Raw genomic sequence first — 21,079 nt, forward strand, 5'->3', positions numbered from 1 at the left:
AAATAATATTAATTATTTGTTAAAGGCGGTTTAAATATACTGATATAAGTCAGAATGGCAAATAAAAAAAAGGAGCTATAAAACACTGATTATAAATCAATTAAATCAGACCATTTAAAAACAGTAGTAAAACCTTTCTCCCAAAAATACTCTTTAAAGCCCCCAAATTTGGCACTCATCACGAAATCTCCGCCCCAAGCACCCAAACTTTTGACAAATACAGGGCAATCTGAGAATATTTTTTCTTTAACTGTAGGAATTTCAATAAAATCGGAAATTTTACGCTCATGAATCATCATTAGTTCAGAAAAGGTTTCCAATTCATTGCATAATAAAACTTTCTTTGTGATATCTGAAAATTCATTAACTAATTCCTGAGACTTCTTTTTTGATTTGTAAAGATTGATTCCTTCACGGCTGTCCTGCTTTTGATTTAAGTGAATAAAAATCAATTCATTTTTAAAGGATGGATTAAAATCTATCTTCTCATACCAGATTTCTGGTTTGCTCTGAAAAAGTACGGCTGATTTTTCTTTTGCAACAGCAATATCATACCCACTGCCGCCTAAACTGATTGTATTTAAATAGAAAGGATCAACTTTAGCCCATTCAGAAAGGTTGTTCATCAATGTTGAACTGCTTCCAAGGCCAAAATCAGCAGGAAACTGAAGATTGGTTTTTAAATGGTAAGTATAATCGTTTTTGAATTTTGTAGTAGAAAGCTGCTGAACGTTCTTTAATGTTTTTACAATAAATTCAGCACTTGATGGAATGTTGTTTTCCAGGATTTGCCATTTTTTGTAATCAATGACAACCTTTAACCAAGGTTTATTTTGATGAAGAGCTTCCCAGAAAATCAAAGACTTGTTATCATCTTTTTCTTCAAAAAAAAACTCTTGTCCCAGCTTGGTAGGTACCGCTAAGACAAGAGCTCCGTCGATTGCGAAATATTCTGAAGTAAGCATCAGCTTGCCCGGTGAAAATATCGCGCTCATATTTTTTATTAATTAGATGGCAGAATTAGATTCTACTGATCCGTCAATTTTTTTGATTAGTCCCTGAAGAGTTTTTCCTGGTCCTACTTCTACAAAGTTAGAAGCACCATCTTTAATCATATTCTGTACAGACTGTGTCCATTTTACAGGACCTGTAAGCTGATCGATAAGATTTTGTTTGATCTCATCAGGATTGGTTACTGCTGTAGTCGTGATATTCTGGTATACAGGAATAGTAGCTTTTCTGAATTTTGTTTTTTCAATAGCAGCCGCTAATCTTTCCTGAGCCGGCTGCATCAAAGGTGAATGGAAAGCTCCGTTTACCGGTAATAATAAAGCTCTTTTTGCGCCTGCTTCTTTTAATTTCACACAAGCTTCTTCTACTGCAGAAGTTTCTCCTGAGATTACCAATTGTCCTGGGCAGTTATAGTTTGCCGGAACAACAATTCCACTGATCTGTGCACAGATTTCTTCAACTTTAGCATCCTCAAGACCTAAAATAGCTGCCATTGAACTTGGATTTGCATCACAAGCCTCCTGCATAGCCTTAGCTCTCTCAGAAACCAATTTCAAACCATCATCAAAAGATAAAACGCCATTAGCGACCAATGCTGAGAACTCTCCTAAAGAGTGTCCTGCTACCATTTCAGCGCCAAGACCGTTTACTGCTTTTAATGCTGCTACTGAGTGAATAAAAATTGAAGGCTGGGTAACCTCTGTTTTCTTAAGATCCGCATCCGTTCCGTTAAACATAATGGAAAGAATGTCGAAACCTAAAATTTCATTAGCAGATTCCATCAGATCTTTAATATCTTTTCTAGAATCATACAATTCTTTTCCCATTCCTACGAACTGAGAACCCTGCCCTGGAAATACAAGTGCTTTCATGTATTGAATTAAATATTATGCAAATATAACTATAATGTTAACAATATTCTTTTAAACAAAGATAAATCATCTAAGGTACCAGCCTGATTACTCTATAACCTGTGTTTACATAGGCACCGTTCGACTTAGATTTTACAAACTCAAATTTGGTGGCAAGCTGAGTCTGTACTTTATTCATTTGTTTGAAGATTTCTCCTTTTCTATTTTCTCTTGTCAACATATCATTAACAACATCAAAACCTACGATAGCATATTTTGGTGGAGTCTTACAGTATTTACTTTTATAAGCTGCAAGAATTTCTTTTTCAAAGTTACCATCTGTATTGATCTTTCTGTCCATCAGATATACCAGACTTGCCTGGCTCAAATCATCCACTTTCTTCTCAAAAACCGGAGAGTAGAACATACTGAATGCTTTTACTCCCTGTACTTCTTTAGAAAGGGCAATCACTTTATTAGCAAAAGCTTCTCCCATCTCATCACTAGCTAAAACAGCAATAACCGGAGCAGACTGTCCTGTCATCATGTTTTGATCCGGTTGAATATCTGCCGGAGAATTAACAATAATGATATTAGGATTTTTCACTGCTTTTTCAAGCCCTGCTTTGATGTAGTTTGCATTTTCTTTTTTAGCGTCTGCTACTACATATATCTTTTGATCTGAATATACTGATTTAACTTCTTCTATAAGTTTATCTGCATACGTCTGATTATTCGTTTCAACGATAATCAAATTGCTATAGTTATATAATTCCGGTGTATTGGCAAATGGAGCCACAACTGGAATTTTTTGATTTTTAGTAAAATCTAATACATCAATTACATTGGACTTAAAGAATGGTCCAATGATAAGATCCGTATTTTCAGGATTGATCTGCGTTAGAGAGTTTTTAAAAGAAGCTTCATTTCCTGAATCTACAATTTTAATATCCAGTTTCTGACCTCCTCTTGCGTTTCTTTCAATAGCAAGTTTAGCACCTGTTAAGAAATCCAGAGCCATTCCTCTGTACTGTGTTTCATTGGTGCTGTAACCGAAAGGAAGCATCAATACCACACTTAGCGCATCACCATTTTTCTTAACGTAAACCGGATCCTGTTTTTTGATTTTTAAAACCATTCCTGATTTCAACCCTTTGGAAAGGTCTGGGTTAAGAGCAATTAATTCATCGATACTTACTCCGAACTTATTCACAATAGAGAATACGGTATCTCCCTGCTGAACGGTATAAGTCACATAGTCATCACCAACCACTACGTTGTTGGAAACAGGTGTAGATTTTTCATTCCCTGAATCCATTTTTTCTTTTGAATTGGTTGTTTCAACTCCAGAATCAGTATTGATTTTTTTTATTTTAATGGTTTCACCAGGCTTCAGTCCTTTTTCTTCCAATCCTGGATTTAAGGTGTAAAGATCCTGTTGGCTAATCCCAAACTGTTTTGTAATTCTGTAATAATTATCTTTAGCCTGAATCACATAGCTTTCTCCTTCTGCAGCAGAGGTAGTGGGTGTAACCGTAACTGTTTTTTCAACAGGAGTTTCTACAGGTTTTGTTGTTGCAGTTGCAGTTGCAGTCGCTGTAGGCTGGTCTCCACCATATTTTTTGATGCTGGTAAGAGGTAATGTGATTTCATCTCCGATCTTCATATGAGAATCCAATTCAGGATTCAGTTTTCTCAGATCAGTTTCAGAGATTCTGTATTGCTTTGTAATCCCATAGATTGTCTGCTTAGGCTGCAAAATAATTTTACCTACCGCAGTTCCCGCAATTGTGCCTACTTTTTCAGGTGTAGCAGTTTTAGAAGCAACCGGAGTTACTGCCTTTTCTGTTTTTACGGCTAAAACATCTCCAATAGCTAGCTTGCCATCTTTGTGTTTAGGGTTTAGTTTCAGCAATTCATCTACAGTCATTCCATACTTCTTTGCAATGTTGTAAGGGTTATCACCTTGTACAACGGTATGCGACTTCTGGGCTGAAACTCCCAAAACCATACATAAACTGGATAGAATAAAAAACCTCTTTATCATATTCGATAATTATAATTTACAAAAATACTTCTTTAAAATTAAATGGCAACAATTATTAATTTGGAATCTTGAACCACCATCTCTTCCAAACAATTTTCAAGCCATGGATAACCTTCATCTGAAAAGAATACACTAAAGTTGAAAACTCTTTCCTGCCATGTTTTGGAAGGATGTACATCTAAAAACAGCTTTTCAAGTCTTTCCAATAATTCATTTTGTTTTATTTTTTCTGCATGAAGAAGACGTTTTTTCATTCTTTTAAATGATTTCAGCTGTCTTACTTCTTCTGCTTTCACCATATTTCCAAAAGATTTCTCAGTAGTTTCAACTGCTGCTTTTAACGCAACAAAATTGTTAACCAGCATTTCTTCTTTTGTATTCAGTAATTCTAAAATAGGATTATTATTTAAAATCTTTTGATTGGTAATCACTGTAAAATTTTGGAAAAAATCTTCTATTTTAAGATCCAATTTTTCAATTTTCCCCAATATTTTCTCTTTCAGGAAAAGCATGGAGTTTCTTGGAATCAGAATTGGGAATGGGATATCTAATTTTGAAAAATAATCTTTCAGCTCCAGCCAATACATAATTTCAGCATTCCCCCCGATATAAGCAAGATTTGGCAATACTTTTTCCTGATATACCGGACGCATTAAAGCATTTGGACTGAACTTTTCGGGGTGATTTTCAAGCTCAGCAATAATTTCGTCTTCCGTAAACTGAATATGTTTATCTACAACAATATATTTCTGTCCATTAAAATCTATTCTGTCTCTCGTTTCAGAAAGATAGAAAAGGTTAATTTCACGAGGATTCACCTGAACCTTGCCATATTTATCAGTCAGAAAATCGACTTTATCTTTTGAAGTTTTATGTAAGCTGAAATGTAGCAATTCATCTTTAAAGACCTCTTTAATCTGCTCTTTAAGTTCCTTTGAATCTCCATCCAATATCAACAATCCAAATTTTGAAAAAAGACGGTTTACCAAGATCTGAATCGCTTGCGTCAAAGTATTTCCAACCTTATAGGCTTCTTTCAACATCAAGATCAGTTCTGTACCAAAAACTGAATCTTTGAATTCTTTTTCAAATTCAGAGATAAAGTAAGTATCATTAATTTTGATTCTGCCTACAGGACCACCGGATTTCTCATTAATTTCATAATAATTATTCTCCGTTTTAAAATGGTTGATCTCAGCAAAATCATGATCTTCAGAAGCCATCCAATATACTGGAACAAAATTAAAATCTGGAAAATGTTCTTTAAGATAGGCACAGGTTTTAATGGTCTGTAAAATTTTATAGACAAAGAAAACCGGTCCTGAAAACAAATTCAACTGATGTCCTGTTGTAATGGTAAAAGTGTTTGGCAGTTTTAGATGTTCAAGGTTTTCTTTCTGCTTTGAAGAAAGGGTAAGATCTGACAACTGCTTTTCAAATACATCATATAATATATTCCTCTGTTCTGAAGAAAAAGAATCTTTTTTCAAGTGAATCTGCTCGCTGAAATGCTCTACAGAAAATGTTTTATTTTCAAAACCTTCAATATCATGATTCAAAAAATCTTTTACCAATTGAGGTATGCTTTCTATATCATTAAATGATATTTTATTAATTGTTTTCAACCTGTATCGTTTTTAGTTGAACAAATACCATACGATTCCGATATTCAGTCTGAAATCATACACCGGATAATGTGGAAATGCGTAAGCTTTGTTATTAGAAATAAAGGTACCCACCTGTTGTCCCTCTATGAAGAAGAACATTTTTTTCACCTTCATATTAATATATAGATCGGCAATAGGTTGTCCACCAATAGCGAATGAATCGTTGCCTGGAAGAACATATTCATTAAGAACCGGGAAATATTCTCTGGAATTAAATTTAGAGAAATAATATACTTTAAGTCCTGCCTGAATTTCTGCTGCCTTTTTAAATGCTTGTGTCTGATAGAAGAAGTTTGCTCTCCCTACAAAACTTGGCATTGGAAGCAAGTTCTTATTCGTTAGCGCATTTTGGAAATGCAGTCTTGTATTTAAATGGAATTTACCATAGCTGAATGTAGCATCCCCCCCAATTTGAGAAATATTCAATGAGTTCTCACTCTGCTTAGGAGCTCCATTGTTATCAAAGTAGGTATAATTATCAATTCTAAAGTAGTTGGCAAAAAGTTCTGTTTTAAACCATTTCAGATTAATACTTCCTCCAAGCTCCATTATAGATTGATTCTTCGCATTTTCAAGATAATAATTGAAGTTATTATAAACTGAAGTATTCAATAAATAGTTGAATGATGGATAAGCACTCTGGAAGTTCACTTTTGCATTCACAAAATAATCTTTTATAGGCTCAAACTTCAGATTGTTTGTTGTTCTCAGATAGCTTTTAAACTGACTTCCGTTTGAAAACTCAAGGAATGAATTAAGCTGAACTTTATCCCAAAGTTTTACCTGTAGGTTTCCTACAGCTCCAATTCTGTTTTCTTTAAGCTCACCCGGAAAAGGTACTCCATCAAGAGAGACAACATCTCTTATTCCAAATTTAATCATCTGATATCGAACCCCAGCATCTAACTTGAACTTTTCATTATTAAAAACCAGGCTCAAAGTATTACTCAGATTACTGGAATATTTTTTTGTTGTCAAAGGAAATCCATTAACTAAATCAGCAGCAGTTTCATACCAATAGCTTTCCAAGGCTCCCTGATTATAATAATATTTATTTCCCTGATGAAAAATCGTATGCCTGATGCTGAATGGAAATTTTTCAGCATTGAACGGAGTAAACTGATGGCTTAGATAATATCTTCTGTAGGCAAACTGCGAACTCGTTGACGCCAGATTAACCTGAGCATTCTGTCTGTTCTTATAATTGCTGTCTCCACTTTGAAACAAGTTATCTTCGGTAATTCCCCCACTTTCCTGGTTGTTAACATTCTGATGAAGGTAGTGCGCAAATAATTCATAGTTTCCACTTTTTGAAACATAATGTCCGGAGAAAATGGTATTGTTATTAGCCGCCAATGAATTTCTGTAAAGTCCCTGTGAACGAAGCCCCATATATTCAATGGAAAAATTGAATCTTTTTCCAATATTTTGGGTATAGGTAGAATTTAGTGCGGCTCCATTTCTCATTGCATTATGATAGATAAATGTTGCAGTAGGTGTTTTCACATCGTAATACTTCACATCATTTGCACCTAAAATCATATACGATTTATTGGAAGGCAATAAAGATAAATTCTGTTCTGCGTTCACCTCAAAGACTAAGGGATTAAATCCTGATCCGATATTCGCAGGCTGTATTCTTCCAAAGTTATCGTTATTGTTATATTGTGAGAAAATATACGTTTTATTAAACGTCATAACCGTATCAAAAACTTTCTTTTCCGAAAACTGAGTCTGGTATTGATAATCGTTGATCGTTGGTTTAAAAATTTTTAAGGAATCTTTCTTCCCGGAGTCTATGACCAGAGTATCTTCCGGCTGTTTAGGCTTTTTGGCATCTTCTGTTTTAACAACCTGTGCACTGGCAGCGAAGCCGAAGAAAGTGATTATGAAAAGGATATACTTCATTATTCATTATTGTACAGCAAAAATAAGAAATAATAGTAAATAAAAACCCCTGCGTAGAGCAGGGGTTGTATATAATATGATCATTATAGATTAATAACCAGGATACTGTTGAACATTTGGGTTAGCATTCTGTTCTTGTAATGGAACAGGGAAAGCCTGAAATTCTTTCATACCTGGACTTAAAGTAACCGTAGTTTGTGGATTAGTAAACCCTCTACCATTTCTTTTCAAGTCATTATATCTAAATCCTTCCAAGAAGAATTCCATATTCTTTTGTTTCAAGATCTCATCTAGAAGAGCAGTTCCTGTTCCTGCAAATGCATAACTAGGATCTCTATAAGTATTCACCCAAGTAACTAGTTTAGTTAAAGCAGAAGCCGGATTAGTATAATATAAAGCTTCCAATTGGTTAAATACAGCTTCTGTTTTTCTCATGATGATGATATCCTGATCTGGTGTAGTGTATTTTTTCACATCTACAGGCTTAGGATTATCTGGGAAAGTTGTAATACTTGGAGCTCCAATACCTGTTAAACTATACCAAGCATTCTTTCTAACATCCGTATTACTATACTGATTATAAAATGCTCTTGTTGCAAAATTTTGTCTGTATCTTCCTCCTGAATACCAAGTTGCTGTGATACCATCATTTGCGCCTGGTTGGTCATTAGGAGTATATTGAAGTTCAAAGATTGTTTCTGGCTGCCCTTCAGCAGTAAAGAAGCTACCTACTCCACTTAAAGGTAAAAGACTATAGTTCGCATTATCCAATACTTTCTGACTATATACATTTGCATTAGCATAATCTTTAATAGAAAGATAATATCTAGAATACATCATATCTAACGCTGCCTTCCCTAAAAGATTAGTTCTCCCACTAGTACTTTCATTTATATCATTAATATTCTGAGATGCATTTAAATCTGATTTAATCTGATCATATACTGCCTGCACAGAAGATCTTGATAACTTTTGAGAAGGATCATATTTTAATGCAATAGGAACCCCTAAGTTTTGGTTTGCTCCTCCTATATTATCAGCAAAGAAAGTAACCAAAGTATGGTAGCACATTGCTCTCACTAAGTGAGCCTGAGCAAATAAATTTGCTGGTGTTTGCGCCGGCGTTGTTATGTCATCAGAGATTGTTCCTTCTTTACTAATGATATAGTTGGCATTGGCAATAATCTTATATAGAGAATTCCACAATGTCTGAATATCCCCACTTTGTCTCACAAAGAAAGTTAGTGTAGGCTGTCTAGTAGCAGAAAATCTATTAGAATTACGTAAACTTACAAAACCGTTATCCGCTAACAATTCATTCAAAGTAGGAATCAATGCGCCATAAGAGTTCTGAGAACCATTACTATTGGTCTGCATTAAATTATACAACCCATTAACCGCAATCTGTAAAGTCTTTTCATTGTTAATAGCTGTTTCTGTCGGTGGATTTACCGGTGACTCTTGTTTCAAAAAGCCTTCTTCCCCACAAGATGTCACTAAAAAACCTAAACTGACAATAGCTAATGTATTTATTTTTGTCTTTATATTTTTCATAATGTTTAACTATTTAATAAAATTAAAAATCGATTGAAACCCCCATAATGTACTGTCTCATGTTAGGCTGTGTCTGGTCATAAATACCCATGTTCTCTGAAGTATAAGTCCATGCATTCGAGTTCGCTTCTGGATCGAAATATAATCTTTTATCAAATGCATAAGTCCAAAGATTCACCCCTCTTACATATACATAAATACCATTAACACCATCAATATTTAAAACGTTCTTAGTAAATTTATATCCTAGTTCAACTTGTCTTAAACGAATGTGATCTCCATCATATAGGAATCTGTCTGAAGCAGCTGTTGAATTTCTGTTACCTCCAAATACATATTTTGGTCTGGTAGCATTAGGATTATCTGGCGTCCAAGAATTATATAATGCATCACTGAATGCATTTACGTTAGCATATTGACCATCTCCATCATAGATAAACGCCCATCGGTCATATACAGAATATCCTCCTAAGAAATTAAATTGGAAACTTAATTTAAAGTTTTTATACTCCATATCAGTTTGCCAGTTTAACATATGTTTAGGTAATGCACTTCTTCCTGTAAACACTTGTTTAGCAATAGAAGAGCTATTTGTTGTAGCTGTACGTGTTTCATCCGTATACCATAATGGATCTCCATTTTTAGGATCAACACCAGCCCATAAACGTAAATAATATTCAGTAGGATTGTGATCAACTGCCCAAGCCTTGCTTCCGTTTCTTACAATTGTAGTAGCTCCTCCTGCCCCTAAAGACTTGATTACGTTTTCATTGTAAGTATAAAGAAACTTAGTATCAAAGCTAAAGTTTTCTGTATTTCTTCTAAATCCTAATGTTGTTTCAATTCCTTGAGAAACCGTACTACCAAGATTTCTTGTTATACCTGTAAATCCAGATCCACTAGTAGGAATTGGAAAACTCAACAATTGATCTTTGTTGCTGTTCTTAAAGAAATCAACAGTACCATACAGGTTATTATTTCCTTTTGTACTAAAATCTACTCCTAAGTTAACTTTTTCAGATACCTCCCATTTTAATCTCTCTCCAGGATATGCTCCTGTTTGGAAAATATAACCTGCATTTGACGCAAGATAATCACCTGAATAGGCATATAGTGCAGCTTTCTGATATGCAGTTAAAGATGGGTTACCATTTTGCCCGATTGAACCTCTCACTACTAAATTTCTGAATACATTATTCAAGATATTTAAATTAGTAAGATTCACACTAGCACCTACACCATAAAAGTTCCCCCAATAATCACTAAATATAGAGTTCCCTTCTCTTCTAAATGATCCTGATAATGTTACAAATTTGTCATAAGTATACGCAAATCTACCCATGTAACCTACATCTGTGATCCTTGTAAAGTTAGAAGAAGGAGTTGATGAAGGGTTTGCAGCTACAGCAGCATAAGGAATTCTAGTTCCTGCTGGGAATCCTTGAGCATCCCAATTACTATTATTATTTTCGGTTACATAACTTTCTATACCAATAGACGCTGAAACATCATGTTTTTCTCCGAATTTTTTATTGAAGTGTAAGAATGAATACCAATCCCATGTAAACAGATTTTTGTTATACCCATACAAATAACCATTCCCTTTTACATCTCCATCAAAATTACCATCCCCAAAATCAGGATTATAGTAAATCATTTCTCTAGACTGAGTATTATCAATCGCAAAGTTGGTAGAGAACGTTAAATATGGTAAGATTTTATAATCAGCACCTACACTTGAAATAACCTTATCAAAAGTTCCTTTCTCAATATTTTCATTTTCTATACCGATTGGGTTGAACTCAGGATTTAGAAAATATAAGTTTGTATTATATGATCCATCAGCATTATATGGTTTTTGTGTTGGTGACAAAAGCCTTGATGAGAATATTGGGTTAGAATAAGAAGATCCATCAGTAGCTCCTGTTTGAATAGATCTGGATAAATTGATATTAAAATGCATTTTTAATTTATCAGAAGCATTCCAATCTCCTTTTAAAGACCCTGAATATCTCTGGAAATCTGCATTTCTAGCCAGTCCTTCTTGCTTCAAATATCCTAAGGAAGAAAATATTTTAAAATTTTCAGTTCCTCCGGTATAGCTAAAATTATATCTATTATAAGAAGGAGTATTTCTTCTTGCTAATTTATTCCAATCAGTATCAGTAACACCATCCCAGTCAAATTCAGACTTAGCTATATCATAACCTTCTTGTAATGAACTTGCATTCCCCGAGTTATATAATCCTAAACCAAATAATTTAGTATTCTCATATGCATTTGTCATTTTAAATTTTTCAAAGGCAACACTACTTCCTCCAATCTCACTGATGAAGTTTATTTGTGACTTACCTTTCTTTCCTGATTTCGTTCTAATAAGGACAACACCAGCCGCTCCTCTAGATCCATATAACGCTGTAGAAACACCATCTTTTAAAACCTGAATATCTTCAATATCCGAAGGATTTATTAATGAAAGAGCATTCTGTGATGTTAATGCTCCAGCAATATCTCCTGATTGTACAGCAACACCATCAATCACATATAAAGGTTCGTTATTACCAGTTAATGACGTAAGACCTCTAATTAATGTGATTGTACTTGCTCCCGGTTGTCCAGAACTGGCAGAGGAATATAAACCTGCAACCTTCCCCTGTAAAACATTATCAATAGAAATAGCTGCAGGCTTCTCTAGTTCAGCAGCTTTTACAGTTGAAGTAGATCCAATGGACTGCTCTGGCGTAAGTTTTGTACCAAAAGCTCCAGTTAATACTACCTCTTCAATTTTCGTTTCTTTTGTAGCTGTATCTCTTTTTGTTGATTGTGCATAAGCAACCTGCCCCAAAAAGAACAATGCTCCAGCACTTAATACACGTAGTTTAACATTCATATTAACAAATTTTAATATATTTTAGAGGCAAATATGTTAATAAATATTAACACTAGCAAATTTTATATGCACAGATAGATCAATTTCATTCACAATACATCAGAAACACCCCCCACAAAACAGAAAGATTCGTAATATTTCCCCACATTTGTTTATGAAAATAAAAAATAACCGTTTTAAAATGGTATTTAACAATTAATAATTCGGTGTAAAAAAAATTATTTATAATCAATCTAAATTATAAAAGTGCTAATTTTCAGTTAAATAGGTGTTTAAAAGTAAAAAAAATCAATCAGTTTTGACAGGATATAAAGTTTTATACATTTCTTTACAATCCCATCGCTTACCCATATTCTACCTAAAAAGATCTAGCAGACAACCCATTGCACATCTAATCCTTTGGTCATTAATAAAAAAAATAATTTTAACATTCAATACATTAGTTTTCAATTCAAACCTAAACTAAAATAAACATTTGAAAAAATTACACTGAAAGGAAATCGGTAAGTTTAGAAAAAAGAGGTTTAAACAAAGTGAATGCAAACAAAAATAAGCCGTCTCAATGAGACGGCTTATTTTATATATGTATCTGAATATTATTTCAGCTTTTTCTTAACAGCTACTTCTTCGTAAACTTCAAGAATATCTCCGATTTCAATATCGTTATACCCTTTCAAGTTCAGACCACATTCATAACCTTTTGTTACTTCTTTCACATCATCTTTGAAACGCTTCAAGCTTTCAAGCTCTCCATCAAATTTCACAATACCATCTCTTAACAAACGTACTTTCGACTGTCTTGTAACTTTTCCGGTAAGAACCATACAACCTGCAATGGAACCAACTTTAGAAATCTTGAATACCTCACGGATCTCAACGTTACCAATTACCTGCTCCTGAATTTCCGGAGAAAGCATTCCCTCCATCGCTTCTTTTACTTCGTCGATAGCTTTATAGATTACGGAATATGTTCTGATTTCAATTTCCTCACGATCTGCAAGTTCTTTTGCATTAGCACCCGCTCTTACATTAAATCCAATGATAATAGCATCTGATGCTGCTGCTAGGTTGATATCTGATTCTGTAATCTGTCCTACACCTGAGTGAAGAATTTTTACACTGATTTCCTCTGTCGACAATCTTTGTAACTGGTCAGAAAGTGCTTCCACAGAACCATCCACATCACCTTTAAGGATAATATTCAATTCTTTGAATTCTCCTAAAGCTATACGTCTACCCAATTCTTCAAGTGTTGTATGTTTTTTCGTTCTGATAGAAAGCTCTCTTTGAAGTTGCTCTCTCTTGTTAGCGATAGCTTTACCTTCACTTTCGTCGGCATATACTCGGAATTTATCACCAGCTGTAGGTGCTCCATCTAAACCTAAGATTGTTGCAGGGATTGAAGGACCTGCTTCCGCAAGATTTTTCCCTCTTTCATCAAGCAAAGCTTTTACTTTACCATGATTTTTACCTGCTACTACGTAGTCACCCACTCTTAAAGTTCCGGTTTGTACCAACATTGTAGCAACATAACCTCTACCTTTATCAAGAGATGCTTCGATAACAACTCCATTAGCTGAACGATCAGGATTAGCCTTCAATTCAAGCATTTCAGCCTGTAATAAAACTTTCTCCAATAGCACGTCCACATTATTACCAAACTTAGCAGAGATTTCCTGCGCCTGAACATTTCCACCCCATTCTTCCACTAAAACCGGAGGGTTTAAACCTGAAAGTTGTTGACGGATGTTATCAGGATTTGCATTTGGCTTATCAACTTTGTTGATTGCAATAATCATTGGCACTTGCGCAGCCTGAGCGTGAGCAATTGCCTCTTTTGTTTGTGGCATTACATCATCATCAGCAGCAATTACAATAATTGCAATATCCGTGATCTGAGCACCTCTGGCTCTCATCGCTGTAAATGCCTCGTGACCTGGTGTATCTAAGAATGTAATTCTTTGACCGTTTTCCAGCTTCACATTATAAGCACCGATGTGCTGGGTAATACCTCCGGACTCCCCTGCAATTACATTAGTTTTTCTAACATAATCCAGTAATGAAGTTTTACCATGGTCAACGTGTCCCATTACAGTAACCACTGGTGCTCTTGACACCAAGCTCTCTTCAGTATCAACTTCATCTTCTGCATCCGCATCTTCAAGATCAGCATCAGAGAACTCAATTTTATAACCGAATTCATCAGCTACTAATAATAAGGTATCAGCTTCCAATCTTTGGTTCATGGTCACCATTACCCCAAGTGAGAAACATGCAGAGATTACTTCAGTTGGAGAAACGTTCATTAAACTCGCTAATTCTCCTACCGTAATAAATTCTGTTACTTTCAGCGTTCTGTCTTGTGCTTCAAGCTCCTGCTGACGTTCATCCTGTTCTCTTCGGTAAGTTCTCTTATCTTTTCTGTGTTTTGCAGATTTAGACTTACCCCCTTTGTTGGTAAGTTTTTCCAGGGTTTCTTTGATCTGGTTCTTAACTTGTTCGTCAGTTAATTCAACTGGCATAACTCTTTGACCAGGTCTGTTGTTTTGACCTCCTTTCTTAAATCCACCACCTTGGCCACCTGGACGGTTTCCACCCTGGTTATTTCCGAAACGGTTTCCACCTTGACCACCTTGACCTTGTGGACGATTACCTTGACCACCTTGTCCTTGACGGTTTCCTCCTTGGCCACCACCATTGTTATTATTGTGCGGACGGTTTCCTCCTTGACCACCTTGGTTATTATTTCCAGAGTTTTGATTGTTTCCTCCTTGGCCTTGATTATTCTGGCCGCCAGGTTTTTCAATTCTCTTTCTTTTCTTTTTTGCTCCAGCTCCTGGCTTTGGTGCAAACTGAGTTAAGTCAATTTTTTCACCTACGATCTTAGGACCGTCCAGTTTCTGATAAACAGTTTCAATTTTTTGAGGTTCCTGAGACTCAGGTTCAGCTTCCACTTTTGGAGCGTCTATTTTTTTCTCTTCTACCACTGGTTTTGGAGTTTCTTTTACAGGTTCAACCGGTTTTTCTTCTTCTTTTTTCTCCTCCATTTTTGGCTTGTCTTTTTTTACAGGTCTATTTCTAGATTCTATCTGAGACAAATCAATTTTATCCAAAACTTTAAATTCCTGCTTTTCAGGAGCTGCTTTTACTTCCGGTTCTTCTTTCACTATTTCTTCTTTCTTTTCTTCCACCGGTGTCGCTACAGGAGCTGCAGGGGTTTCTTCAACTTCAGGTTTCGCAGGTTCTAAATCTATCTTACCTAAAATCTTAGTTTCTGGTTTGTTTGCTTTAGCTCTTATCACTTCAGGGGTTTTCTTCTCTTCAATTTCCAGTTTCTCTTCCGGAACTTTAGTGATCACCACCTCATGGGAAGCTTTTCTTTGTTCGCCATCTTTAGCAAACTCAGCTTCCAATGCAGAATATGCCGATTCTTCCAATTGAGCGTTAGGATTGCCTTCAACTTCGAAACCCTTTGATTGTAAAAACTCTACTAATCTGGACATCGAAATATTGAATTCCTTAACCGCTTTATTTAATCTAATTTTTGGCATCTATATTATTTACTGTTTTTTAATTTTTAAAATTAAAGTATTTCCTTTTTACTGTTTTATTAAGATTCATTTTAAATCTTAATCTTCAAATTCTTCTCTCAGAATACGTTTAACCTCTTCAATTGTTTCTTCTTCAAGGTCAACCATATTTAAAAGACTCTCAGTTTCTTTATCCAATACTGATTTTGCAGTTGTAAGTCCTACTTTCTTAAACTCATCCAAAATCCACTGCTCGATATCGTCATTAAATTCTCTCAATTCAACATCGTCATCCTCGCTGGACTCTCTGTAAACATCAATTTCATATCCTGACAACCAAGAAGCCAGTCTAATATTCTGTCCTTGTTTTCCAATTACTTTAGAAATCTCTTCAACAGGAGTATATACTAATGCATAGTTTTGCTCCTCATTAATGTCAATTTTATTGACCGTCACATTTCCTAAAGCTCTCTTCACCAAAATTTCAGGGTTTTTAGACCACTGAATAACATCGATGTTTTCATTTCTCAACTCTCTTACAACTCCATGAATTCTGGATCCTTTAACACCCACACAAGCTCCTACAGGATCAATTCTGTCATCATAAGCATCTACTGCAATTTTCGCCTTTTCACCAGGAATTCTCACTACTTTTTTCAGCATGATTGTTCCATCCTGGATCTCAGGAATTTCCAGTTCTAATAACTTCTCTAGGAATTTAGGTGCAGTTCTGGAAATAATAATCTGTGGTTTAGAACCTTTAAAATCTACTGTCTCAACAATAGCTCTGATATTCTCACCCTTTTTAAAGAAATCGGATGGGATCTGGTTTTCTTTTGGTAAAATGAATTCATTTCCTTCATCATCCAACAAGATTACATGTTTGTGACGGATGTGGTGGATTTCTCCTACAACGATTTCACCAATTTTATCTCTAAACTGTTCGTACAGCATTGCATTATTATGCTCCTGTAGTTTTGTAGCCAGAATTTGCTTTAAGGTAAGAATATTTCTTCTTCCCAACTGTGCAACAGGAATTTCCATTGTAAAGTCTTCCCCTACTTCGAAGGTAGGATCAATCTTCTTCGCTTCAGAAATTTCAATTTCCAAATCATCATCTTCAGACATTTCGTCCTCTACAATTGTTTTATTTAAAAATATCTGAAAATCTCCTTTATCCGGGTTTACAATCACATCAAAGTGGTCATCTGAATCGAATCTTTTTCTCAAAAGTGTCTTCAGTGAATCCTCAATAATTGCCATAAGATCAATCTTACTGATCCCTTTTTCGTCTTTAAAATCACCAAAGGATTCAATCAACGCTATATTATCCATCTATTTTTTTTCTTTTTTAAAATTTAATTACTACTAATGCCTTTTTGATCTCAGTGTAAGGAATTTCTTTTTCCTCTTCCACATCCACCTTTCCTTTCCCGATATCCTTCGGTTTACGGTAACGTAAAACAAGAGTGATTTTCTCTTCGTCTACTTTTGACAACTCTCCTTCAATTTTAGAAGAATCCTCCAGCATCACCTCAATCTCTCTTCCTATGTTTTTATTGAACTGTCTTGGTGTTACTAATGGCTCGCTTAATCCCGCAGACATTACCTGAAGGCTGAAATCATGTTCTTCACGATCCATATTGAATTCTATTGCACGGCTTGCATCAAGGCAGTCCTGCAAAGAAACTCCATTATCACCATCTAAAATCACTGTAATATCATCCCCTGCAGAAATTTTAAGATCAATAAGGAAAAGATCTTTTCTGGTCTCAAGGAATTCATTTAATAATTCTTCAATTCTTTTTTTAAACTCCATACATTCTTTTATCTTGATTTACAGTACGAAAAAAGGCTTTCTTGCGAAGCCTTCCCATTTTTTCCGTAAATCCATTGCAAATATACGCTTTTTTTCTAAAAAAGCAAAATTATCTTATTATCAAGCAAATAGAACGAAATTCATTTACATTAAATTAAAGAAGCAGATGAAGGTATTTTTATTATTTTTGTCTTTGAATTTTAAAAACAAAAACATTTTGAATATAACGATTGTAGGAACAGGCTACGTAGGATTAGTTACAGGAACTACTCTTGCAGAACTTGGCAATTCAGTATACTGTGTTGATATTGATGAAAAAAAAGTAGAAGGTATGAAAAACGGCATCGTTCCCATCTATGAGCCGAACCTTGAAGAGATGTTTCTTAGAAATATCCAATCTGAAAGATTATTTTTCACGACCAACTTAAAAGAAGCTTTAGATAAAAGTGAAGTCATTTATCTGGCATTACCTACTCCTCCCGGAGAAGATGGTTCAGCTGATCTTTCTTATGTATTGAAGGTAGCAAATGATATTGGAGAACAGATGACCGAGTATAAAGTTGTTGTTAATAAAAGCACTGTCCCTGTAGGCACTGCAGACAGAGTAAGAGAAACCATATCTTCTAAAACGAACATTCCTTTTGATGTTGTTTCCAATCCTGAATTTTTAAGAGAAGGGTTTGCTGTTGAAGATTCCATGAATCCTGCAAGAGTAGTTGTAGGAGCAAGTTCTGAAAGAGCTAAAGATATTATGGCTAAAATTTATCAGCCATTTACCAATACGGGTATCCCAATTATTTTCATGGATGAGAAATCATCTGAACTTACAAAATATGCAGCCAATTCATTCCTGGCTGTAAAGATTACCTTTATGAATGAAATTGCAAACTACTGTGAAAAAGTAGGGGCTGATGTAGATAAGGTAAGATTAGGAATGGGTAGCGATGACAGAATTGGACACAGATTCCTGTTCCCTGGCATCGGATACGGCGGAAGCTGTTTCCCTAAAGACGTAAAAGCACTTATAAAATCAGGAAAACAGGAAGATTTCAACTTCCAGATTCTGGAAGCTACAGAAAACGTAAATACTTCCCAGAAGGTCATTCTTGTTTCAGAAATTGAAAAATACTTTGGTGGAAATATAGAAGGAAAAAAGATTGCTATGTGGGGGCTTGCTTTCAAAGCCAATACGGATGACATCAGAGAAGCTTCTTCTTTAGACAACATTGCTCTTTTATTAGAAAAAGGCGCAATAATTGTAGCCTATGATGCAGTTGCTGAAACGAATGTTCAAAAATTATTGGGAGACAAAATTCAATATGCTAAAGGAATGTATGATGCCTTGGAAGATGTAGATGCCTTATTTATTGCTACGGAATGGCCAGAGTTTAAGAATCCTAATTTTGACCTTATGGCTAAGAAAATGAAAAATAAGGTTATTTTTGACGGAAGGAATATGTATCCGCTTGAAATCCCACAGCAAAAAGGATTTTATTATAAAAGTATAGGCAGAAAAACAATTACAAAATAAAGAAATGAAAAATATCATTATTACAGGAGGAGCGGGATTTATTGGATCTCATGTTGTAAGAGAATTTGTAAAAAACAATCCGGAAAGTTTGATTATCAACCTTGATGCACTTACTTATGCCGGAAATTTAGAAAACCTGAAGGACATTGAAAATGAACCTAATTATGTTTTCGAAAAAGCAGACATTACAAAACCTGAAGAACTAAGAAAGGTTTTTGAAAAATATAATCCAGATGCAGTGGTACACTTAGCTGCAGAAAGTCATGTTGACAGAAGTATCACCGATCCAACGGCGTTCATCAACACAAATGTAAACGGAACAGCCAATCTCCTTAATCTTTGTAAAGAATTCTGGACCTTAAATCCGGATCATACCCATGGCAGATTCCCGGATGAAAAAAGAACAAACTTATTCTATCATGTGTCCACTGATGAAGTATATGGAAGCTTAGGGGAAACAGGATTCTTCCTTGAAACCACTTCTTATGATCCACAATCTCCCTACTCTGCATCAAAAGCTGCTTCAGACCACCTGGTAAGAGCTTATGGAAACACTTATGGAATGCCGTTTATTGTCTCCAATTGTTCAAACAACTATGGACCCAACCATTTCCCGGAAAAATTAATACCTCTTTGTATCTCCAATATCATTAACGAAAAACCTTTACCTATTTATGGGGACGGAAAGTATACAAGAGACTGGTTATTTGTAATTGATCATGCAAGGGCTATTCACCAGATATTCAATGAAGCTAAAACGGGTGAAACATACAATATTGGCGGATTCAACGAATGGCAGAATATTGACCTGGTAAAAGAACTGATTAAGCAAATGGATGCTAAATTAGGAAAACCAGAAGGGCATTCTGAAAAACTAATCACTTTTGTAAAAGATAGACCGGGACACGATAAACGTTATGCTATTGATGCCAATAAATTAAACAAAGATTTGGGCTGGAAGCCATCCGTAACATTTGAAGAAGGATTAGGAAAAACCATCGATTGGTATCTTGAAAATAAAGAATGGCTGGAAAACGTTACCAACGGAGAGTATCAGAAATATTACGAAAATCAGTATAACTAAGATTGAGTAAGATTGAAGAAACATATTTTATTGCTTCTTAAATTAAACCTTATTTAATCAAAGGAGCAGGCTCTACTTCCCTAGAATAGAGAATATCAAATAATAAAAAGATGAAAGGAATAATATTAGCCGGAGGTTCCGGAACAAGACTTTACCCTCTAACAATTGCCGTAAGCAAGCAATTAATGCCTGTTTATGATAAACCTATGATTTACTATCCGCTATCCACCCTTCTTCTGGCTGGAATTAAGGATATATTAATCATTACGACTCCACATGATCAAGCTGGGTTCATTAAACTTTTAGGAGATGGATCTCAAATTGGCTGTAATATAGAATATGTTGTACAGCCAAGTCCGGATGGACTGGCACAAGCCTTTATTCTGGGCGATCAGTTTATTGGTAATGATCCTGCAGCACTTGTTTTAGGAGACAATATCTTCTATGGTTCTGAAATGGGGACTTTATTAAAAAACAAAACCAATCCGGATGGGGGTGTTGTTTTTGCTTACCACGTTGCAGACCCTGAAAGATATGGTGTCGTAGAATTTGATGACAATTTCAAAGCAGTTTCTATTGAAGAGAAACCTTTGAAACCTAAATCTAATTATGCAGTACCTGGTCTATATTTTTACGACAACAACGTTGTGGAGATTGCTAAAAACATCCAGCCTTCTGCAAGAGGAGAATTGGAAATCACTGATATTAACAATGTTTACCTTAAAAATGAAAAACTTGAAGTAGGGGTTCTGGACAGAGGTACAGCATGGCTGGATACAGGAACTTTTGATTCCCTTCATGATGCTTCGGAATTCGTAAGTGTTATTGAAAAAAGACAAGGTTTCAAGATTGGATGTATTGAGGAAATTGCTTTCAGAAATAAATTCATCAACGAAGAAAAATTACTGGAAACAGCAGTAAAATATGGTAAAAGTGGTTATGGTCAGTATTTAAAACAACTTGTTGGTCAGTAATCATATAATATAATTTATAAACTTTACAAACTATTGGCTTATAGCCAATAGTTTTTGTAATTAATAACGAAGATCAATTCAGGAATAAGGATAAAAGTAGATAATACCACAATAGACCTTTTTTACCTGAAAAGTTCTCATGAAATAATTGTGATGAGTAATCGTTTTATGATTATTGGACGTAGAGAAACAGGCAACTATGAGTTTTGAAAT

The 21,079-nt window shown here is 35.0% G+C and carries 13 protein-coding genes; 3 read left to right on the forward strand and 10 right to left on the reverse strand.

Translation table 11 applies throughout. From position 1 onward, the window contains the following. Positions 1-89 precede the first annotated feature (89 nt). From EG344_RS09540 to rimP, 10 genes are all read right to left on the reverse strand, one after another. A complete protein-coding gene (locus EG344_RS09540) occupies positions 90-995 on the reverse strand; it encodes a GYDIA family GHMP kinase (protein ID WP_123909230.1) in 906 nt (301 codons plus the stop codon). 12 nt (positions 996-1,007) lie between these two features. Next, complete coding sequence (fabD, locus tag EG344_RS09545) at positions 1,008-1,883, reverse strand: ACP S-malonyltransferase (RefSeq protein WP_123909231.1); 876 nt, start codon at positions 1,881-1,883, stop codon at positions 1,008-1,010. A 70-nt stretch (positions 1,884-1,953) separates the two neighbouring features. Then, positions 1,954-3,909, reverse strand: coding sequence for a LysM peptidoglycan-binding domain-containing protein (locus EG344_RS09550; protein WP_228412895.1), 1,956 nt, complete (start codon positions 3,907-3,909; stop codon positions 1,954-1,956). Positions 3,910-3,947: 38 nt separating this feature from the next. Continuing rightward, the gene (gene bshC, locus EG344_RS09555) at positions 3,948-5,534 is read right to left on the reverse strand and encodes a bacillithiol biosynthesis cysteine-adding enzyme BshC (RefSeq protein WP_123909232.1); all 1,587 of its coding nucleotides are present in this window, start codon (positions 5,532-5,534) and stop codon (positions 3,948-3,950) included. Between the two features lie 12 nt (positions 5,535-5,546). Further along, positions 5,547-7,484, reverse strand: coding sequence for a putative porin (locus EG344_RS09560; protein WP_123909233.1), 1,938 nt, complete (start codon positions 7,482-7,484; stop codon positions 5,547-5,549). Positions 7,485-7,574: 90 nt separating this feature from the next. After that, on the reverse strand, positions 7,575-9,038 hold the full coding sequence (locus EG344_RS09565) for a RagB/SusD family nutrient uptake outer membrane protein (RefSeq protein WP_123909234.1): 1,464 nt from the start codon (positions 9,036-9,038) through the stop codon (positions 7,575-7,577). Positions 9,039-9,060: 22 nt separating this feature from the next. Further along, positions 9,061-11,928 carry a SusC/RagA family TonB-linked outer membrane protein gene (locus EG344_RS09570; RefSeq protein ID WP_123909235.1) on the reverse strand — a complete coding sequence of 956 codons (2,868 nt, stop codon included), beginning with the start codon at positions 11,926-11,928 and terminating at the stop codon, positions 9,061-9,063. Positions 11,929-12,524: 596 nt separating this feature from the next. Next, complete coding sequence (infB, locus tag EG344_RS09575) at positions 12,525-15,479, reverse strand: translation initiation factor IF-2 (protein WP_123909236.1); 2,955 nt, start codon at positions 15,477-15,479, stop codon at positions 12,525-12,527. A gap of 78 nt (positions 15,480-15,557) precedes the next feature. Continuing rightward, positions 15,558-16,793, reverse strand: a complete 1,236-nt coding sequence (nusA, locus tag EG344_RS09580) for a transcription termination factor NusA (RefSeq protein WP_123909237.1) — start codon at positions 16,791-16,793, stop codon at positions 15,558-15,560. A 16-nt stretch (positions 16,794-16,809) separates the two neighbouring features. Further along, the gene (rimP, locus tag EG344_RS09585) at positions 16,810-17,277 is read right to left on the reverse strand and encodes a ribosome assembly cofactor RimP (RefSeq protein ID WP_065395843.1); all 468 of its coding nucleotides are present in this window, start codon (positions 17,275-17,277) and stop codon (positions 16,810-16,812) included. Positions 17,278-17,494: 217 nt separating this feature from the next. Between rimP and EG344_RS09590 the strand changes: the two genes are divergently transcribed. From EG344_RS09590 to rfbA, 3 genes are all read left to right on the forward strand, one after another. Further along, positions 17,495-18,808, forward strand: coding sequence for a UDP-glucose dehydrogenase family protein (locus tag EG344_RS09590; protein ID WP_123858744.1), 1,314 nt, complete (start codon positions 17,495-17,497; stop codon positions 18,806-18,808). A 4-nt stretch (positions 18,809-18,812) separates the two neighbouring features. After that, entirely contained in the window at positions 18,813-19,892 is a 1,080-nt protein-coding gene (gene rfbB / locus EG344_RS09595; RefSeq protein WP_123909238.1) for a dTDP-glucose 4,6-dehydratase, read from the forward strand. Positions 19,893-20,002: 110 nt separating this feature from the next. Then, positions 20,003-20,866, forward strand: a complete 864-nt coding sequence (rfbA, locus tag EG344_RS09600) for a glucose-1-phosphate thymidylyltransferase RfbA (protein ID WP_123858742.1) — start codon at positions 20,003-20,005, stop codon at positions 20,864-20,866. The last annotated feature ends 213 nt before the right edge of the window (positions 20,867-21,079 follow it).

The organism is Chryseobacterium sp. G0162, from assembly GCF_003815715.1.
GTDB lineage: Bacteria > Bacteroidota > Bacteroidia > Flavobacteriales > Weeksellaceae > Chryseobacterium.

Excerpts from the sequence above, each read along its gene's own strand:
- rfbB (WP_123909238.1), top strand. The coding sequence starts at position 18,813 with ATGAAAAATATCATTATTACAGGAGGAGCGGGATTTATTGGATCTCAT.
- EG344_RS09560 (WP_123909233.1), bottom strand. The coding sequence starts at position 7,484 with ATGAAGTATATCCTTTTCATAATCACTTTCTTCGGCTTCGCTGCCAGT.
- rfbA (WP_123858742.1), top strand. The coding sequence starts at position 20,003 with ATGAAAGGAATAATATTAGCCGGAGGTTCCGGAACAAGACTTTACCCT.
- EG344_RS09565 (WP_123909234.1), bottom strand. The coding sequence starts at position 9,038 with ATGAAAAATATAAAGACAAAAATAAATACATTAGCTATTGTCAGTTTA.
- rimP (WP_065395843.1), bottom strand. The coding sequence starts at position 17,277 with ATGGAGTTTAAAAAAAGAATTGAAGAATTATTAAATGAATTCCTTGAG.
- fabD (WP_123909231.1), bottom strand. The coding sequence starts at position 1,883 with ATGAAAGCACTTGTATTTCCAGGGCAGGGTTCTCAGTTCGTAGGAATG.
- EG344_RS09540 (WP_123909230.1), bottom strand. The coding sequence starts at position 995 with ATGAGCGCGATATTTTCACCGGGCAAGCTGATGCTTACTTCAGAATAT.
- nusA (WP_123909237.1), bottom strand. The coding sequence starts at position 16,793 with ATGGATAATATAGCGTTGATTGAATCCTTTGGTGATTTTAAAGACGAA.
- EG344_RS09550 (WP_228412895.1), bottom strand. The coding sequence starts at position 3,909 with ATGATAAAGAGGTTTTTTATTCTATCCAGTTTATGTATGGTTTTGGGA.
- infB (WP_123909236.1), bottom strand. The coding sequence starts at position 15,479 with ATGCCAAAAATTAGATTAAATAAAGCGGTTAAGGAATTCAATATTTCG.
- EG344_RS09570 (WP_123909235.1), bottom strand. The coding sequence starts at position 11,928 with ATGAATGTTAAACTACGTGTATTAAGTGCTGGAGCATTGTTCTTTTTG.